This window comes from Sphingopyxis sp. JAI108, assembly GCF_013410105.1.
GTDB classification, from domain to species: Bacteria; Pseudomonadota; Alphaproteobacteria; order Sphingomonadales; family Sphingomonadaceae; genus Sphingopyxis; species Sphingopyxis chilensis.
The window spans coordinates 183,824-201,794 of the sequence record NZ_JACCCJ010000005.1; the positions used below are offsets into that span (position 1 = coordinate 183,824).

Sequence of the window (17,971 nt, forward strand, 5' to 3'; positions counted from 1 at the left end):
GAAGATGACGAAACTGGCTTGGGGCGCCGCCGCGGCGGCATTGGTCGCGGCGACGCCGGCGCTTGGCGCGGAGGCGTCGCAATCGACCTTCGGCAAGATGCCCGATGGGCGCAGCGTACCCGCGGTGACACTGACCAACGCCAATGGCATTTCGGCAAGGGTCATCGCGCTCGGCGCGACGCTGCAATCGGTCGTCATGCCCGACCGCGACGGCAAGAAAGCCGATGTCGCGCTCGGATACGACAATCTGGCCGACTATATCGACCAGCCGCAATATTTCGGATCGACCGTCGGCCGCTTCGCCAACCGCCTCGCGGGCGGGCGCTTCAAGCTCGACGGCAAGACCTGGCAGACGCCGGTCAACAATGGTGCGAACGCGCTGCACGGCGGGACGCTCGGTTTCGACAAGGTGTTGTGGGAAGTGACCTCCGTCAAGAGCGGTCCGACGGCGTCGGTCACGCTGCGCTATGTCAGCCCCGACGGGGACCAGGGCTACCCCGGCACGATGACGGTCGGTGCCATCTATTCGCTCGACGAAAATAACGATCTGCGCATCGAATATGTCGCCACGACCGACCGGCCGACGATCGCGAACATCACTAACCATGCCTATTGGAACTTGTCGGGCGAGGGATCGGCGAACGGTGCGATGGGGCATGTCGTGACGATCCCGGCGGAAAGCTATCTGCCGACCGATTCGGGCGCTATTCCGACCGGTGAATATCGTCCGGTGGCGGGGACCGTGTTCGATTTCCGCAAGCCGACCGCGATCGGCGACCGCGTCCGCGATGCCAGCGACGAGCAGATCGTCTTCGGCCGCGGCTACGACCATAATTGGGTGATCGGGCGGAAGGTCACAGCCGACCAGCATCTGATGGCGCGGGTCGAGGATCCGGCGTCGGGTCGCGGCTTCGAACTCTGGTCGAACCAGCCGGGGCTGCAGATGTATTCGGGCAATTTCTTCGACGCGACGAGCCACGGCAAAAGCAAGAAGATTTACCGGATGGGCGACGCGCTGGTCATGGAGCCGCAGATTTTCCCCGACGCGCCGAACCAGAAGAATTTCCCGGACGCGCGCCTCGCGCCCGGTGGCACCTATCGCAACGTGATGACCTATCGCCTGACGACCGGAGCGAAGGCGAAGCAGTAGGAGCTGACCGGTGCCGTCACCCCCGGGCGGCGGCACCGTCGGGCTTGGCGGCGTCGATCAGTTCGAGCACATCGCTGATCAGCGCGCGCATCGCCTTGCGCGCCTTGTCGGGATTGCCGGCCACGATCGCGTCGCGCACCGCGGCATGGTCGCCGACATTGGCGGTGCGGCCCTTGACGCGGTTGGTAAAGCGGATCGAGGTGCGCAGCGCGGTGCTGACGACGTCGCGAAACTGGGCGTAGAACGGGTTGCGCGAGGCTCGAAGCACGGCAATGTGAAACGCGATGTCGCTTTCCAGCGTATCATCGTCGCCGCGTTCGGCCTTTTCCATCCGTTTCAGCCCCGCGTTCACCCGCTCGATATCGTCCGCCGTCGCGACGCGCGCGGCCAATGCTGCCGCTTCGGGTTCGATCGCGACGCGCAGCTCGTTGAACTGCCGGAGGAGGTCGATCGAAAATTGCCGCTCGAGCAGCCAGCGCAGGACATCGGTGTCGAAGAGGTTCCACGATGTCGTGGGCTGGACGATCGTGCCCTGACGCGGGCGGGCGCTCAGAAGCCCCTTCGCGGTCAGCATCTTCACCGCCTCGCGCGTCACCGAGCGGCTGACGCCATGCTGTTTCGCAAGCTCCGCCTCGGTCGGGAATATCTCGCCCTCATAATCGCCTACGACGATCGCACGCCCGATCGCATCGAGCATGCCATAGGTCAGATTACGCCCAAGTTGCGGTCCCGCATCGTCAATTCCCAATCCCGACATGTTCGCCACGTTCGTCTCCACGCAATATTTTGACAGGCCTTATCACCGATTCCACACAGGAAGCTAGACAAGCCGTTTAAATCAGATAAATGTGATTTCAATAAACAGCCAAGGGGAGAGTCCGTATGTCGGGCCTGTCGCAAATCGATATCATCGTCATCGTCATATATGCCATCGGCATTTTCGGCCTCGCGCAATGGGTGAGCCGCGAAAAGGCGGGGCACACCAAGGACACGTCCGATTATTTCCTCGCCTCGAAATCGCTCCCCTGGTGGGCGATCGGCGCGTCGTTGATCGCGGCGAATATTTCGGCCGAGCAGATCGTCGGCATGTCGGGTTCGGGCTATGCCATCGGGCTTGCGATCGCCTCCTATGAATGGATGGCGGCGCTGACGCTGCTGATCGTCGGCAAATGGTTCCTGCCGATCTTCCTGAAGAATGAAATCTACACCATGCCGCAGTTCCTGGAACAGCGGTTCGGGCCGACGATCCGCACCGTGATGGCTATATTCTGGCTGGTTCTCTACATCTTTGTGAACCTTACCTCGATCCTGTGGCTCGGTTCGATCGCCGTCACCCAGGTTGCGGGGGTGAACCAGGACGTCGCCTTGTTCGGCCTCGGCGCCTTCGCGCTCGTCTACCAGCTTCGCGGCGGGCTCAAGGCGGTGGCGCTCACCGATATCGTCCAGGTGACGCTGCTCGTGTTCGGCGGCCTCGTCATCTCCTATCTCACGCTCAGCCAGATCGGCGGCGATGCAGGCGTGCTGGGCGGCTTTGCGCGCCTGACCACTGAATTGCCCGAAAAATTCGACATGATCCTCTCGCAGGACAATCCGTTTTACAAGGATTTGCCCGGGCTTTCGGTGCTGATCGGCGGCATGTGGATCGCGAACCTCAGCTATTGGGGGTTCAATCAATATATCATCCAGCGCGCGCTGGCGGCCAAGAACCTTGGCGAAGCGCAAAAGGGTGTGGTGTTCGCCGCCTTCCTGAAGCTGCTGATGCCCGTCATCATCGTGCTGCCCGGTATCGCTGCGGTGATCCTCGCGCCCGATCTGGCCAAGCCCGACCAGGCCTATCCGACGATGATGGGGCTGCTCCCGGTCGGCCTGCTCGGCCTTGTCTTCGCAGCATTGGTCGCGGCAATCATCGCCTCGACGGCGTCCAAGATCAATTCGGTCGCCACCATTTTCACGCTCGACCTCTATGCCAAGATGAAAGGGGTGGAGTCGCGAGCGCAGGATGCCAGTCAGGACGCTAACCTCACCAGCGCGCACGAACGCCAGCTCGTTTTTGTCGGCCGGATCACCGCCGTCGTCGCGACGCTTCTCGCGATCTTCACCGCGCGTCCCTTGCTCGGCAGCCTCGATCAGGCATTCCAGTATATCCAGGAATTCTCCGGTTTCGTGACGCCGGGCATCACCGTCATATTCCTGCTCGGCCTGTTCTGGCCCCGCGCGACCGAAGCAGGGGCGCTGGTCGGTGCTGTCGCCTCGGTGCTGTTCAGCCTCATTTTCTGGTTCCCTGCCGAATGGGGCGGGATCGCGGCGTTCAACGCCGTACCTTTTATGGATCGCATGCTCATCGTCTTCTTCGCCAGCCTGGCGTTGGCGGTGATCGTCTCGCTCGCACGCCCCGCGCGTGCCGACAGCAACCGGATCGTCATGCAAGGCGTCTCTTTCGCCACGACCAGGGGCTTCAATATCGCCGGGGTGCTGGTGATCCTGATCCTCATCGCGCTCTACGCGACCTGGTGGTGAGCGCGCCGTCCGCCTTTCTCGCCATCGACTGGGGCACGACCAACCGGCGTGTGTTCCGCTTCGAGGGCGGCGCGGTCGCGCATACCGAGCGCGACGACCGCGGCGCTGCGTCGGTCAGCGACTTCGCGGGCGAAGTCGCGGCGATCCGCGAGCGCTTCGGCGACCTGCCGATGCTGCTCGCGGGCATGGTCGGCTCGACCGTCGGCTGGCGCGTCGTGCCCTATGTCGCGGCGCCGGCGGGGATCGACGAGCTGGTCGCGGGGCTCGACTGGATCGATGACCGGACTGCGATCGTACCGGGCGTTTCCTGTTCGCAAAATGGCCGCGCCGACGTGATGCGCGGCGAGGAGGTGCAGTTGCTCGGCGCGGTGGCGGGCTGGATGTCGCCGCCCGACGCGCTGCTCGTGCAGCCCGGAACGCATTGCAAATGGGCGACGATGGCCGGCGGGCGCATCACCGGCTTCACCACCGCGATGACGGGCGAGCTTTTCGCTTTGCTTCGCGGACACAGCCTGCTCGCGGGTTCGCTGACCGCTGAGGTCACTGACGGCGACGCGTTTCGCGAAGGGCTGGCCGAAGGCGCGCGGCGCGACCTCGCCGCCTCGCTGTTCGGCATCCGCGCGGCGTCGGTGCTCGGCCTGCGCGACGATGCCGATGCGGCCTCCTTCGCGAGCGGCGTGCTGATCGGGGCCGATGTCACCGCGCGCATGGACGATTGCGCGTTCGAGCAGATCCATATTCTCGCCGACCCTGCGCTCGGCAATCTTTATGCCACCGCCGTCGCGGCGACCGGCCGCGAGCCGGTGATCGTCGACAGCCATAGCGCCTTTGCGCGCGGCATCCTCGCCATCGGAGACAATGCCCTATGACCCATATTGCCGCCTTCGACGCCGCCTTCGCCCGCTGCCCGTTGATCGCGATCCTGCGCGGGGTGAAACCGGACGAAGTCGAGGCGATCGGCGAGGCGCTGGTCGAGGCGGGCTTCACGCTGATCGAAGTGCCGCTGAACTCGCCCGACCCGCTGGACAGCATCGGCCGCCTCGCGGGCCGTTTGAAAGGACGTGCGGTAATCGGTGCCGGGACGGTGCTGACGACCGCCGATGTTGCCGCCGTCGCTGATGCGGGCGGAACGATGATCATCTCGCCCAACACCAATGTCGACGTCGTGGCCGCGGCGGTTGGAGCAGGGCTCGTGTCGCTTCCGGGCTTCGCGACCCCCAGCGAGGCCTTTGCCGCGCTGGCGGCGGGCGCGACGGCGCTGAAGCTGTTTCCGGCCGAGGCCGCCAGCCCGGCGGTACTCAAGGCGCTGGGCGCGGTGGTTCCGGCGGGGACGCGATTGCTGCCCGTCGGGGGGATCGCGCCCGACAATATGGCGCCATGGACGGCGGCTGGCGCGGCGGGCTTTGGCCTCGGGTCGGCGCTTTACCGGCCGGGCGTGACTGCGGGCGAGGTCGGTGAGCGCGCACGCGCCTTCATCGCCGCGCTTGGCCGATAATAACTTCATAATCCGGGAGATTTCCGATGAGTAAATTCAGCCGGCGCAATCTGGTGCTCGCATCGAGCATCCTCGCCTTTTCCTTCGCGTCTGCCGCGCCCGGTTACGCGCAAGGCGCCGCCAAGGCGTCCGCGAAGCCCAATATCGTGATCTTCCTCGCGGACGACCTCAGCTACGGCGACGTGTCGATCAACGGCGACGCCAATGTCCGCACCCCGGCGTTGCAGCGCCTCGCGTCCGAAGGCATGTCGTTCGACCGTGCCTTCGTCGCCTCGCCCGCCTGCGCGCCGAGCCGCGCCGCCTTGCTCACCGGCATGATGCCCGCGCGCAACGGGGCGGAGGCGAACCACGACCGCGCCAACGCGGCGATCCGCAAGCTGCCGTCCTATTTGCAGGAACAGGGGTATCAGGTCGTCGCCTTCGGCAAGGTCGCGCACTATCAGCACACCGGAACCTATGGTTTCGATTATTATGCGAACGACACCTTCCACGATCACAAGGGCATTCCGGCTGCGGCCGAATGGCTGAAGGAGCGCAAGGACAAGCGCCCGCTCGCGCTGTTCGTGGGCAGCAACTGGCCGCATGTGCCGTGGCCGCGGACGACCGAAGGCTATGATCCGGCGGCGATGAAGCTGCCGCCGAAGACGGTCGACACGCCGATCACGCGCGATGCGCGCGCGCGCTTCTATGCCGCGGTGACGCGGATGGACCAGGATCTCGCGTCGACGATGGACGCGGTCGATGCCGTGCTGGGGAAGGACACGTTCGTTCTCTATTCGACCGACCATGGCACGCAGTGGCCGTTCGGGAAGTGGAACCTCTATGACACGGGCACGCGCGTGCCGATGGTCGTGCGCTGGAACGGCCATGTGAAGGCGGGAACCCGTACCGACGCGATGGTGAGCTGGGTCGATGTCCTGCCGACGCTGGTCGAGCTTGCCGGAGGCAAGGCACCCGAAGGCATCGACGGCCTTTCCTTTGCCGGCCTGGTGGGCGTCGGCAAGCAGGCCGCAGGGCGGAAAGAGATTTTCACCACGCATAACAATGACGGCCGCGTGAACGTCTATCCGATGCGCAGCATCCGCACCGATCGCTGGAAATATATCGAAAACCTCCACCCCGACTGGACTTACACGACGCACATCGACCTGAAGGTGAAGCGCACCGATTCGGGCGCCTATTTCCCTTCGTGGCGCGACGCGGCGGACAAGGACCCCGCCGCCAAGGCGATCGTCGACAGCTATTACAAGCGGCCCGCCGAGGAACTTTATGACCTGAAGGCGGACCCCGATGAAAAGGTGAACCTGGCCGGCGACCCGCGCTACGCCAAGACATTGTCGGAACTTCGCGGCCGGCTCGCCGCGTGGCGCAAGGCGCAGGGCGACAGCGGGGCGGTTCCCGTCAAACCCCGCTTCGAACGCGGCGCGATGGACGGCGAGGGCGACTGAGAACGGTCACCGTTCAATCGACAAAAAAATGCGCCGAATCCACCTCCGGCGCATTTTTTCTAGCGGTGCCACGTCGCGATCGCGCGTTGCGGTATTCTCCGTTTTATATTATTTATCGTTTCAAGAATCGATCCCGCGACCGGGGCCGGTGACGAGCGCGCGAAACGCGTCGAACAGGGAGAGGGTTATGCGTAAGACTTTGTTGGGCGCGGTGTCGGCGACGGCCGTGTTCGTTTCGATGCCGGCGGTTGCTCAGGATATGGCGGCGCCGGCGGCGCAGGATCAGTCCCGGCAAGCGGAAAGCGCCGACGGCGACATCGTCGTCACCGGCGTGCGCCAGTCGCTCGAACGCGCGGCGGAGGTGAAACGCAACGCCACGCAGGTCGTCGATTCGATCGTCGCGACCGACATCGGAAAGCTGCCCGACCCGACCGTCGCCGCGGCGCTGCAGCGCGTTCCGGGCATCCAGGTCCAGAACGACCGCAACAACGAACTGTCGACCGTCCGCATCCGCGGCCTCACCGACATATTGACGACGGTGAACGGGCGCGAGGTCGTGACCACGACCGGGCGCGGCTTCGACCTGCAGGACGTCCCCGCCGAAGCCCTCGCGCGGATCGACGCCTTCAAATCTCAGACCGCCGACCAGATCGAGGGTGGGGTCGCGGGCGCGCTCGACCTGCGTCTCAACCGCCCGTTCAGCTTCCGCGACCCGACACTGGTCCTGACGGCGCGCCAGAATTACGCGACGACCGCCGACGCGAGCAACCCGCAGTTCGGCGCGCTCGCCGCCGCGAAGACCGATTCGTCGATTGGCGAGATCGGCGCGCTGGTCAATGTGACCTATTCGCAGGCCGAGAATATTCGCAGCGTCACCAATCTGGGTGAACGCCGCTTCGTCTCGGGCGCGCCCTTCGGCACGGCGGACATCATGATGCCGCAGGTGCTGCGCAACATGCCCGACGTCGGCGATATCAAGCGTTTCCAGGCCAATGCCGCGCTGCAATGGCAGGCGACCCCGTCGCTGCAATTCTATGCCGACGGCCTTTATACCTATTTCAACAGCACGACGGGCTTCGCCGGTTTCAACCCCCAGCCTTTCACCAACAATTCGCAGATCGCCGAGATCACCCTTAGCGATTATTGCATCGACGCGCGCGTCAACGGCGCGGGGACGAACCCGCAGATCGTGAACAATGCCGATGGCACGCAAACGCTTCAGCCCGCGACTGTCAGAACGATGTGCGAGCCCACGAGCGCGCGCTTCAACAATGTCGTGGTCAACCAGAACAGCTCGTCTGAAGAGGTGACGCAGCGGAACAAGATGGTCGCCGGCGGCCTGATTTTCGAACAGGATCGCGGCGTGCTCAAGGTCGACGTCGCCTATCAGACGTCGCGCTCGGTGACCGAGAATTTCAACGCCGAAGTCGGCCAGCGCGTGCCGACGGTCTTCGTCGAATTCGACGATAATGACGGCCCATCTTTCACGATCGATCCGTCGATCCCGCTCAGCTCCGAAAATGTCTCGCTGCGCAATTCGATCAACCAGAATTTCTCGACCGGCAAGGGCAGCCTGTTCCAGGCGCGCATGGACAGCGAATATGAATTCGACGGCATATTGACCAAGCTTCGCGGCGGCCTGCGTTACGCCAAGCGCGAGGCGCGGTTCCAGGAAGTGCGCCAGACCAACACCGTGCAGTCGATCGGCTTCGGCAATATCGGTACCCCGTCGGAAGCGAATGCGCGGCTGATTTCTTCGTTGCCGCTGTCGCCCGATTTCCTGGGTGTGATCGGCGTCGCGCCGCGGCTCAATGGCGGGCAGGCGTTCCTGGGCGTGAATCCCGCCTATCTGCGGTCCGAACGTGGGCGGAACGAACTGCGCGACCTGTTCGGCCTGCCGCTCGAGGCGCCGCCTTACGATCCGACCAAGGAATTCAACGCCAGCGAGGAAACCTTGGCCGCCTATCTGGAGGGCGGCTATGAAATCCCGATCGGCGCGCTCACCCTCGACGGGGTGGTCGGCACGCGCGTCGTCAAGACCGACCGCACCATCTCCGGCTTCGAGCGCGTCGAGGGCAGCGATGCCTTCAGCCCGATCGTTGCCAAGAGGTCGGACGTCGATATCCTGCCGTCGGCGACCGCGCGCCTGAAATTCCCGGGCTCGTTCCAGACGCGCCTGACCTATTCCCGCTCGATGCGCCGCCCCGATTTCGGTTCGCTCAACCCTTCCGAATCGCTGACCGTCGTCGGTAACGTGTTCCTCATCAACAACGGCCAGCGCGGCAATCCCGACCTGCGCCCGCAGCAATCTGACAGCATCGACCTGACCGCCGAATATTATTTCGACAGCGGCTATGTCGCGATCACCGGTTATTATCGCTCGATCAAGGACCGTGTCGTCACCGCCAACCGGCAGGAGGAGATCGGCGGCGAAAATTACCTGATCTCCACCCCGCGCAATGTCGGATCGGTCGACCTCAAGGGCATCGAGGTCAGCGCCCAATATTTCTTCGACTTCCTGCCAGGCGCGCTGTCGGGCTTCGGCGTGCAGGGGGCGTTCACGCTCGCCGATTCGAAGATCAAGGGCGACGATCCCCTCGCGGGCAATCCGCTGGTCGGCGTGTCCAAATATAATTACACCGCCGGACTGCTCTATGACAAAAAGGGTCTGAGCGGGCGCCTGATCTGGACCTTCCGGTCGAAATATATCAACGGCGACAATACGGGCGGCGTCGCGGTGCGACCCTATGACGAAGGTCGGCCGGTCGACGCGCCCTATATCCCGGTGTTCCTGTCCTATGTCCGGCCTGCCGGCCGCCTCGACTTCAGCATCGGTTATGATGTGACCGATGCGCTGCGGCTCGACATCGGCGGGACGAACATCCTGCGCAACAAGACGTCGACCTATTGGGGCGACGAACGCGTCGTGTTCGCCCTGCAGGGCGACGAGACGGTGTATAGCATCGGTGCCCGGGTGAAATTCTAACGAGGGAAATACGTGACGATCTGGCTGAAACAGGGCGCGGCGGGTTCGACCCGCCGCGCGGAAAAGGACATGGGCTCGCCCATCTTGCGGTCGATGGGTTTGCTCGCCGCTGCCGCGTCTTTGGCGATGCTGCCCGCCGCGGCGTGCGGGATGGAGGCGCCGCCGGCGCCGCCGACCTTCACCAACCCGCTGCTCACGTCGGGGCCCGACCCCTGGATCACGCAGGTCGACGGCGTCTATTATTACACGCATACGCTCGGCAATCGCCTCATGCTCTGGCGGACCGACGATATCGCCGACCTCGCGAAAGCGGAGAAGCGGGTCGTGTGGACGCCCCCCACCAGGGGGCCGAACGCACACAGCATCTGGGCACCCGAACTCCACCGGCTCGACGGCAAATGGTATCTCTATTATTCGGCGACCGCGAGCGGCTTCAAGGACGACCAACACCGCGCGGTCTTTGTGCTCGAGAATGCGGGCGCAGATCCGATGCAGGGCGAATGGGTGGACAAGGGGCGCGTGAATACCGCGCGCGCCGGGATCGACGGCACGGTCTTCGAACATGGCGGCAAACGCTATTTCGCTTACTCGCCCTATATCGGTTCCGACAGCGGGCTGGCGATCGCCGAAATGCGCAACCCCTGGACGCTCACCGGACCCGAAAGCGTGATCGCGATGCCCGACAAGTCCTGGGAAAAGCAGGGCGGGCGCCAGATCCTCGAAGGTCCGGAGTTTCTACTGGGGCCGAAGGGCGATCTGTTCCTGACCTACTCGGCGAGCGCCTGCTGGTCTGACGACTATTCACTCGGCCTGCTCCACGCGCCCGCAAGGTCGGACGTCCTCGATCCCAAGGTCTGGACCAAGACCGCCCAGCCGGTGTTCAAGAGCGCGAACGGCGTCTATGCGACCGGACACAACGGTTTTTTCACCTCGCCCGACGGCAAGGAAAACTGGATCATCTATCACGCCAATCCGGGGCCGGGGATGAAATGCACGTCCGCGCGCGCGCCGCATATCCAGCGTTTCGGGTGGAGCGAGGCGGGGTGGCCGCAGTTCGGCGAGCCCGTCGCCAGCGACACGCCGCTTCCGGTTCCGTCGCGCGGGCGCTGACCGCCCTGCGCTTGTGATAAAGAAAAGGCCGCGGGTACCGCGGCCTTTTCCTTATTCCCCGAACCCCTCAGTTCCGGCGAGGCTTGCCGTTGATCGGCCGCGCCGCGGGCTGGGTGTCGAGGATCGCGTCGAGTTCGGCGCGCACCTTGGGCAGCGCGTCCGCCTGGTTGCGCGTCTCTTCGGGATCGGCGACGAGGTCGTAGAGTTCATAGTCGCGCGCGCCGGTCTTTTCTTCGGTCCAGCGGACGAGGCGATAGCGATCGGTGCGGATCGCCTGCCCGAGCCGTCCCGGACGCGGATAGGCGTGATAAGCATAGCCGCGAACGCGCGTCGCCGGGTCATGCAGCACCGGCGCGAGCGAGATGCCGTCGATCGGCTGCGGTCCGTTGGGGGCGGGCAGCGCGGCGAGCGCGGCGAGCGTCGGGTAGATATCGACGGTCTCGGCGAGCTGGTCGGTCGAACCTCCCTTGACGACGCCGGGACCGGCGAAGATCAGCGGGATGCGCGTCGCCTGCTCCAGATTGGTGTGCTTGGTCCAGATTCCGTGATCGCCCAAGTGATAGCCATGGTCGCCCCACAGGACGACGATCGTGTTATCGGCGAGCCCCTCGCGTTCGAGCGCTTTCAGCACCTTGCCGATCTGGACGTCGACATAGGAGACGCCGGCATAATAGCCGTGCAGCAGCGTGCGTTTCAGCTCGGCCGGGAATTTGTCGCCGCGAACATCCTCCGGCGGCTCGCGATAGGCCGTGATCTCGCCGCCTTGCTTGTCAGTATAGGCGGGCGCGCCAGCGGGCAGTTGCTCGAAATCCGGCATCGGCAGCTTCGCTGGATCATACATGTCCCAATAGCGCTTCGGCACGGAGAAGGGCAGGTGCGGGCGCGCAAATCCGACCGCGAGGAAGAAGGGCTGGTTGCCCTGTTTCAGCGCCTTCAGCCGTTCCTCGGCGCGCTTGGCGGTGCGGCCGTCGGCATAGGCGTCGTCGGCGACGTCGGGCATTTCCCAGGCGGCGCCGCGCGCCAACGTGCGCGCATAGGCAAAGGGATTGCCCTCGGGCACCGGAATCTCTTCGAACAGCGCCTCTTCCTGCGTCGGTTTGCCGCCGGTGCTGGCGGGATCGACATATTCGATCACCTTTTCCTTATGGTGCGGGACCGACCAGCCGGCGGTATCGCCGACGGTGCCGTGGCCGATGTGATAGACCTTGCCCATGCTTTCGGTGTGGTAGCCCGCGCGCATGAAATGCTGCGGCAGCGTCACCGCGCCCGGCATATAATCGCGCAGGTTCATCCCGAAATTATAGATGCCGCTGCTCGTCGAGCGCGCGCCGGTCATCAGGTTGATGCGGCTCGGCCCGCAGACGGCTTCGTTGGCATAGGCAAGATTGAACTTCAGCCCGCGCTGCGCGAGGCGGTCCATGTTCGGGGTGATCGCGGTGCGGTCGCCATAGGTGCCAAGCGCGGGCTTGAGATCGTCGACGAGGATGAGCAGGACGTTGGGCCGCTGCGCTGTCGCGGGTGCTGGCGCAGGCGTCAGCGCCGCCCGCGGCGCCGGGGTCTGGCTGCACGCCGAGGTTGCCGTGATCAGCAGCGCGAGCATCGCCCGGCGGCTCCAGTGGGCGGTCCGTCGCATCTTCATTCTCCCTTTCGTCGCGACACGCAGCGAAAGCCGATGTGGCTCGTCGCGCTGTCGACATGTTGCGGATGCCGCGCCGCCGGGCGGTAGCGCTGGCAATAGTTGACGGCGCAAAGATGCGATCCGCCCTTCATGACCTTGCGGCCGATGCGCGCGCCGGGATTCGCATCGTCATAGCTTTGCGCGAGCGTTGCGCCGCGCGGGTTGGCGACCGCGCAGCAGGGCGACTTGGTCTTCGCCGACTGCGGCGCGGCATACCAGTCGCGCGTCCATTCCCAGACATTGCCGATCATGTCGAACAGGCCGTAGCCATTGGCGGGAAAACTGCCGACCGGCGTCGTGCGGTAATTGCCGTCGGGCTTGGTCGTCGAGACGGGAAACAGGCCAAGCCAATAGTTGGCGAGGATCGCGCCGTCCGGCGCCAGCTCGTCGCCCCACGCAAATTCTTGCCCGTCGATGCCGCCGCGCGCCGCATATTCCCATTCGGCCTCGGTCGGCAGCGACTTGCCCGCCCATTTCGCATAGGCTTCGGCATCGCTGTGCGCGACGTGGACGACGGGGTGATCCTCCATCCCGTCGATCGAGCTGTCGGGGCCGGTGGGATGGCGCCAGTTGACGCCGGGGACGAAGGCCCACCATCCCGACGGGTCGTCGAGCGGGATCAGGCCGTCGGCCTTCTGGAACAGGAGCGATCCGGGCTCGATGCCCTCCAGATCGGCGCCGGGATAGAGTTTGGGGTCGGGCGCAAGTTCGGCGAGCGTGCGGTAGCCCGTCGCCGCGACGAATTCGGCGAAGGCGCGGTTGGTCACCGGGGTTTCGTCGATCCAGAAGCTGTCGACCTTGACGCGGCGCAGCGGCTGTTCCTCGGGATAGAAGCGGTCCGACCCCATGGTGAAGGTGCCGCCCTCGATATGCCGCATGCCGTCGAGCGACGGGGCGGGGGGAGAGGCGGCGCGGCGCGATGCGGCTTTCATGGTCGGGGGATCATCTCGTTTCGGTCGGGGTTCGGCGTGTGCGGCCCGCTCATTCGGGCAGCTGGGCAAGCCATTTCTTGAGCTTGGCGAGCAACCGCCCGCGTACCTCCGGCTCGCCTGCCGCCAGATCCTGCTTCTCCATCGGATCGCGCGCAAGGTTGTAAAGCTCGACGTCGGCGCCGCCGTCGTTCGCGAGCAGCTTCCAGTCGCCCTCGCGCACCGCGAAGCGCGGCGAGACGTCGATCGCCTGGCTGGGTTTGCCCAGCATCGGCCGGCCTTCCTTGCCATAGGCCCAGAACAGGTCGGGTCGCTGCGCGACGGGCTGGCCCTGAAGCGCCGGCGACAGATCGATGCCCGCGCTGCCCGCCGGCTTCCGGGCGCCGATGATGCTGGCAAAGGTCGGGAGCAGGTCGACCCCCTGCGCCACCGTCTGCTCGTCGCGCGTTCCTGCCTTCATATGGCCGCGCCAGTGCATGATCAGCGGCTGGCGGATGCCGCCTTCGTAAAGGCTGAACTTGCGCCCGCGCAGCCCCTCGGTGCTGCCCGGCGCGGTTTCGCCGCGCTCGTGGTAGCGCGCCAGCGAAGAAGGTCCGTTGTCCGATGTGAAAAGGACGAGCGTATTGTCCATTTCGCCCATCTGGTCGAGGCGTTCGATCAGGCGGCCGAGCGTCTTGTCCATCTTGACCAGCGACGCGAGCATCCGGTCGTCGTCGGAGGAATCCCCCTTGCCCATGACGTCGGACAGGCTTTCGTCGTCGGGCGCCCAGGGATCGTGGATGTCGTTGAGCCAGAGGTTCACGAACCACGGTTTCTGTGAATTCTGCGCGACGAAATCGACCGTCATGTCGGCGTAAAGGCCGGTGAGGTTGGTCTTGATCTCCCAGAAGCGCGGACCCTCGCCGAGCTTGTCCGACTGCTGCGCAAGGAAGCGTTCCTCGTCCGAAACGAGCACGCGCGGGCCGAGCCCCTCGAAGGTCGTGAAACTCTTGTCGAAGCCATAGGCCTTCGGCCATGGCGCGTCGCCAATGTCGCGCCCGCCGCCCAAATGCCACTTGCCGATATGCGCGGTTTTATAGCCGTTCTGCTGGAGCAGGCGGGCGATCGTCGGCAGTTTCGGGTCGAGCCAGTCGACCTGCCCGATTTCGGCGTTGCGCGCACGCGCGCCGGTAATGCCGACAAAGCCGACGTCGGCGGGGAAGCGTCCGGTCAGGAAACCCGCGCGCGACGAGGAGCAGATCGGGGCCGCATCATAGAATTTGGTGAGCAGCACGCCGTCCTTGGCCAGCCGGTCGATATTGGGCGTCGCGACCTTTTTGTTCCCCATCACCGACAGGTCGCCGAAGCCCATGTCATCGACGAGGATGAAAAGGATATTGGGCCGGCGCTCGGCCTGTCGAGAGGGTTCGGCCGCGCGTGCCGGGGGCGATGCCTGTGCCAGGGCCGTCGCAGCGGGCACGGTCGCGATCGCTGCCAGGCCCATCGCCGCGGCAGCAAAAAACCGCCTGCCGGCAGCCGAGCGTAGCGGGCCGCGAGCTTTTCCGGTGGCGGGTAAAGGGATGGTGGACGACGACATGACCATATTCTCTCCCAACCTCCCGATTCCTCCTCGGCGAGTAATGTATATTTATCGTATTAATTAGGCTTGTCTACTTTTCTGTTCGGTTTAACATCGCCGCCAGGGCCGATCCGCGGCTTTTCAAAAGGAGGCGAACGCCGTGTCGTTGGAACCATCGGGATTGGGGCAGGATGACGCGCCCGCTTCGCTCGGGCGCAACCTGACCTATGGGCTGCTCGACAATCTGGGGCGCGCCATCGTCACCGGACAGTTCGACGACGAAGCCTTTCCGACCGAGGCCGAGCTGACCAAGCGCCACGGCGTCAGCCGATCGGTGACGCGCGAGGCGGTGAAGATGCTGACCGCGAAGGGGCTGCTGAGCGCGCGGCCCCGGCAGGGTACGGTCGTGCAGCCGACCTCGTCGTGGAACCTGTTCGACACCGATGTGCTGCGCTGGTTGCTCGAACGGCAATTCTCGATCGAGCTGCTCAAGCAGTTCAACCAGCTGCGCGTTGCGATCGAGCCCGAAGCGGCGGCGCTCGCGGCGCAGTTCGGACGGCCCGAGGAGCTGAAACGGATCGGTGACGGGCTCGACCGCATGGCGGCGGCCGAGCGCGGCGAGGACGATACGCTGGAGGCCGATATTGCCTTCCACGTCGCCATCCTGCGCGCGTCGAACAATCCCTTCTATGCGCAGTTCCGCGATGTGGTGAGCACGGCGCTGCGCACGTCGATCCGCTTCACCAACCGGATCAAGGGACGCAGTGCGAGTGTCGCCGACCATGCTGCGGTTCGCGATGCGATCGCGGCGCATGATCCCGATGCGGCGCGGAGCGCGATGCGCCATCTGATCGGCGACGTGCTGACGCTGATCGACGACGCCGAGGCATAAGCGCTTAGCGCATTTCCAACGGCACGATCGTGCCATCGACGCGATAGACGATCGGCTGGACGGTAAATTTACGGCTGCCCTTGTACGGGCCGGGTCCGGTCTGCCCTTCCCAGCGGTGATAGGCGATATACCAGCCGCCATCGGCGGGATCGTGCAGGAATGCGTGGTGGCCGGGCCCCTTGAAGCGCGCGTCGCTCTCGACGATCTTGCCGCGATAGATCCAGGGGCCGGTCGGCGAGAGCGCGGTCGCATAATGGACCTGATAGCTGTCGTGGCGATAGCTGCCCGACGAATAGGAGAGGTAATAGGTGCCGCCGCGTTCGTGCATGAACGCGCCTTCGGTGAAATTTGGCGGCGTTTCGACCGGAACCTCGCGGTCGATCGTCACCATGTCGGGCTTCAGCGTCCAGACGCGCAGCTTCGCGCCCGCGCTGCCGCCGGCATAGAGATAGGGCGTCTTGCTCTTTGGATCGACGAACACCGCGGGGTCGATCGCCTCGAAGCCGTTGCCGCCGGTGACGAACGGCTTGCCGCTGTCGGTGCACGGCCCTTCGAGGCCCGCGCAGGTCGCGACGCCGATCCGGCTTGGTGTCGGATTCTGCGGCCCGACCGAAAAATAAAGATAATGGCGCCCGTTCGCGGCGACCATGTCGGGCGCCCACAGCGCGTGGCGCGGCGCACCGTCGTCGCCGATCCAGCCGATCTGGTCGAGCCGGATCAGCTCGGCGCCCTTTTTCCATTGGCGCCGGTCGGAGGAGGTCCAGACGTGCAACCGCGAGGTGTCGCCCGAATTGGTGGGATAGATGTAATAACGCCCGTCCGCCGCCTCGATGTCGGGATCGGCGCCGTCGAACGAGGGCGGGGCCGGCGCATCCGCCGCAGCTGCGGCCGAACTGACGAGCAGCGCGGTGAGCAGGGTGCGGCGGAGCACCGGCCCCCCGATCACTTGGCGTTCGCCATCGGCACGACGCCCTTCGGCGCGGCGGCGAGGCGCTTGATCAGATCGACTTCGGCCTGGCGATAGGGCTGGCCGTCGGCGCGGAAAACCTCGTGGAACCAGATCGTCGGCTCGTCATAGGTATAGGGCTTTTTCCAGCTGTCCCACGGCAGGCGCGTCTGCGTCTTGCCGTCGGCGAAGCCCCAATTGTACATGCCGATATTATATTTCTTGCCGAGCGGCAGCGACCCGTCAAAGGTCGATCCGTTGCCGCGCGCCATATATTCGGTGCACAGCACCGGACGGCCATAGCTCAGCATCTGCTTCGCGCGCTTCTCGAACTTTTCGGGCCAGCTGTAATCGTGAAAGCTGTTGATGTCCGACTGGGTCAGCTGGGTGCGCTCGACCGCGTCGACCTTGTCCATATTGTCCCAATTCTCGCCGATCCAAACGCCCGAGGTGAGCGGCTGGCTGGGGTTGGCGCCGCGCGCCCATTCGAAGACCTGCGGCAGCAGCAGCGCGACATATTTATTCTTGTCGGGGATGTGCTCGTAATTGCCGCCGCCCTTGTTGTTGGGCTCGTTCCACACGTCCCAGGCGATGATGCGCTTGTCGCCGGCAAAGGTGCCGACGATGTCTTTCACATAACCCTCCAGCTTGTGATACTGGCTCGCGTCCTTCAGCCGCGCCTCGCCTGGCGCCTGCACCCAACGCGAATTGTGGACGCCAGGGATCGGCGGGCTTTGCAGGCCGTAAACCGGGTTTGGATCCCAAACGCTGTCGAACAGCACGAACATGATCTTGATCTTGTGCTTGTCGGCGATGACGAGAAATTCGTTCATCCGCTTCTTGAGACCCTCGGGGTCGTTTTCCCAGAGCAGGTTATGCAGGAAGACGCGCATCGTGTTCATGCCGATGCTCGACGCCCAGCCGAGTTCCTTGTCGATCGTCGCGGGATCGAAAGTGGGCTCGTGCCACATTTCGAGCTCGTTGACCGCCGAGCCGGGATTGTAGTTGGAACCGATCAGCCACGGCTGCTTGTCATACCATGCGTTCGCCTGTTCCTTCGACCATTGCTCGCGCGCGGCGGCGGGCTGGGCGGCGGTGGCGGCAATCGTGAAAGCGGCGGCGGCGGTGAGCAGGAAGCTCCGGCGGATCATGTCTCTTCTCCCTCTTGGTGTCCTTGGCGGGAGTCGGTTCGCTCCCGCGCCACATCGATGGCCATTGATAGAATCGATTTGCCCGGATAGGAAGCATATATATCGTATAAA

At 64.7% G+C, this 17,971-nt stretch carries 14 protein-coding genes; 8 read left to right on the forward strand and 6 right to left on the reverse strand.

Going from position 1 to position 17,971, the window contains the following annotated elements; all coding sequences use genetic code 11:
* The first annotated feature begins 4 nt into the window (after positions 1 to 4).
* Complete coding sequence (locus HDC29_RS18480) at positions 5 to 1,150, forward strand: aldose epimerase family protein (RefSeq protein ID WP_179499751.1); 1,146 nt, start codon at positions 5 to 7, stop codon at positions 1,148 to 1,150.
* A gap of 16 nt (positions 1,151 to 1,166) precedes the next feature.
* Here HDC29_RS18480 and HDC29_RS18485 read toward each other — a convergent pair whose 3' ends face one another.
* The gene (locus HDC29_RS18485) at positions 1,167 to 1,907 is read right to left on the reverse strand and encodes a FadR/GntR family transcriptional regulator (RefSeq protein WP_179499786.1); all 741 of its coding nucleotides are present in this window, start codon (positions 1,905 to 1,907) and stop codon (positions 1,167 to 1,169) included.
* A gap of 125 nt (positions 1,908 to 2,032) precedes the next feature.
* Between HDC29_RS18485 and HDC29_RS18490 the strand changes: the two genes are divergently transcribed.
* The 6 genes from HDC29_RS18490 to HDC29_RS18515 all read left to right on the forward strand — a co-directional run bounded on the left by HDC29_RS18490 (position 2,033) and on the right by HDC29_RS18515 (position 10,706).
* Positions 2,033 to 3,667, forward strand: coding sequence for a sodium/sugar symporter (locus HDC29_RS18490; RefSeq protein ID WP_179499752.1), 1,635 nt, complete (start codon positions 2,033 to 2,035; stop codon positions 3,665 to 3,667).
* Positions 3,658 to 4,536, forward strand: a complete 879-nt coding sequence (locus HDC29_RS18495; RefSeq protein ID WP_179499787.1) for a 2-dehydro-3-deoxygalactonokinase — start codon at positions 3,658 to 3,660, stop codon at positions 4,534 to 4,536. The genes HDC29_RS18490 and HDC29_RS18495 overlap by 10 nt, the downstream gene beginning before the upstream one ends.
* Complete coding sequence (locus HDC29_RS18500; protein ID WP_179499753.1) at positions 4,533 to 5,162, forward strand: 2-dehydro-3-deoxy-6-phosphogalactonate aldolase; 630 nt, start codon at positions 4,533 to 4,535, stop codon at positions 5,160 to 5,162. The genes HDC29_RS18495 and HDC29_RS18500 overlap by 4 nt, the downstream gene beginning before the upstream one ends.
* Before the next feature lie 26 nt (positions 5,163 to 5,188).
* Complete coding sequence (locus tag HDC29_RS18505; RefSeq protein WP_179499754.1) at positions 5,189 to 6,610, forward strand: sulfatase; 1,422 nt, start codon at positions 5,189 to 5,191, stop codon at positions 6,608 to 6,610.
* Positions 6,611 to 6,797: 187 nt separating this feature from the next.
* Positions 6,798 to 9,596 (forward strand): TonB-dependent receptor, encoded by a 2,799-nt coding sequence (locus tag HDC29_RS18510; RefSeq protein ID WP_179499755.1) that lies wholly within the window; start codon positions 6,798 to 6,800, stop codon positions 9,594 to 9,596.
* Between the two features lie 12 nt (positions 9,597 to 9,608).
* Positions 9,609 to 10,706, forward strand: coding sequence for a family 43 glycosylhydrolase (locus HDC29_RS18515; protein ID WP_373562838.1), 1,098 nt, complete (start codon positions 9,609 to 9,611; stop codon positions 10,704 to 10,706).
* A 67-nt stretch (positions 10,707 to 10,773) separates the two neighbouring features.
* Here HDC29_RS18515 and HDC29_RS18520 read toward each other — a convergent pair whose 3' ends face one another.
* The 3 genes from HDC29_RS18520 to HDC29_RS18530 all read right to left on the reverse strand — a co-directional run bounded on the left by HDC29_RS18520 (position 10,774) and on the right by HDC29_RS18530 (position 14,772).
* A complete protein-coding gene (locus HDC29_RS18520) occupies positions 10,774 to 12,339 on the reverse strand; it encodes a sulfatase (protein ID WP_257018382.1) in 1,566 nt (521 codons plus the stop codon).
* 2 nt (positions 12,340 to 12,341) lie between these two features.
* A complete protein-coding gene (locus tag HDC29_RS18525) occupies positions 12,342 to 13,262 on the reverse strand; it encodes a formylglycine-generating enzyme family protein (protein ID WP_179499790.1) in 921 nt (306 codons plus the stop codon).
* Positions 13,263 to 13,365: 103 nt separating this feature from the next.
* Entirely contained in the window at positions 13,366 to 14,772 is a 1,407-nt protein-coding gene (locus HDC29_RS18530; protein WP_373562839.1) for a sulfatase-like hydrolase/transferase, read from the reverse strand.
* 259 nt (positions 14,773 to 15,031) lie between these two features.
* On the opposite strand from HDC29_RS18530, the gene HDC29_RS18535 reads away from it, so the two are divergent.
* Positions 15,032 to 15,763, forward strand: coding sequence for a FadR/GntR family transcriptional regulator (locus HDC29_RS18535; protein ID WP_373562840.1), 732 nt, complete (start codon positions 15,032 to 15,034; stop codon positions 15,761 to 15,763).
* A gap of 4 nt (positions 15,764 to 15,767) precedes the next feature.
* On the opposite strand, the gene HDC29_RS18540 is transcribed toward HDC29_RS18535, so the two are convergent.
* Both HDC29_RS18540 and HDC29_RS18545 read right to left on the reverse strand, forming a co-directional pair.
* Positions 15,768 to 16,709 (reverse strand): family 43 glycosylhydrolase, encoded by a 942-nt coding sequence (locus HDC29_RS18540; protein ID WP_326914297.1) that lies wholly within the window; start codon positions 16,707 to 16,709, stop codon positions 15,768 to 15,770.
* Positions 16,706 to 17,860 (reverse strand): cellulase family glycosylhydrolase, encoded by a 1,155-nt coding sequence (locus tag HDC29_RS18545; RefSeq protein ID WP_179499757.1) that lies wholly within the window; start codon positions 17,858 to 17,860, stop codon positions 16,706 to 16,708. Before HDC29_RS18545 ends, HDC29_RS18540 begins: the two co-directional genes overlap by 4 nt.
* Positions 17,861 to 17,971 lie beyond the last annotated feature (111 nt).

Excerpts from the sequence above, each read along its gene's own strand:
- HDC29_RS18525 (WP_179499790.1), bottom strand. The coding sequence starts at position 13,262 with ATGCGGCATATCGAGGGCGGCACCTTCACCATGGGGTCGGACCGCTTC.
- HDC29_RS18510 (WP_179499755.1), top strand. The coding sequence starts at position 6,798 with ATGCGTAAGACTTTGTTGGGCGCGGTGTCGGCGACGGCCGTGTTCGTT.
- HDC29_RS18520 (WP_257018382.1), bottom strand. The coding sequence starts at position 12,339 with ATGCGACGGACCGCCCACTGGAGCCGCCGGGCGATGCTCGCGCTGCTG.
- HDC29_RS18545 (WP_179499757.1), bottom strand. The coding sequence starts at position 17,860 with ATGATCCGCCGGAGCTTCCTGCTCACCGCCGCCGCCGCTTTCACGATT.
- HDC29_RS18480 (WP_179499751.1), top strand. The coding sequence starts at position 5 with ATGACGAAACTGGCTTGGGGCGCCGCCGCGGCGGCATTGGTCGCGGCG.
- HDC29_RS18490 (WP_179499752.1), top strand. The coding sequence starts at position 2,033 with ATGTCGGGCCTGTCGCAAATCGATATCATCGTCATCGTCATATATGCC.
- HDC29_RS18505 (WP_179499754.1), top strand. The coding sequence starts at position 5,189 with ATGAGTAAATTCAGCCGGCGCAATCTGGTGCTCGCATCGAGCATCCTC.
- HDC29_RS18500 (WP_179499753.1), top strand. The coding sequence starts at position 4,533 with ATGACCCATATTGCCGCCTTCGACGCCGCCTTCGCCCGCTGCCCGTTG.
- HDC29_RS18485 (WP_179499786.1), bottom strand. The coding sequence starts at position 1,907 with ATGTCGGGATTGGGAATTGACGATGCGGGACCGCAACTTGGGCGTAAT.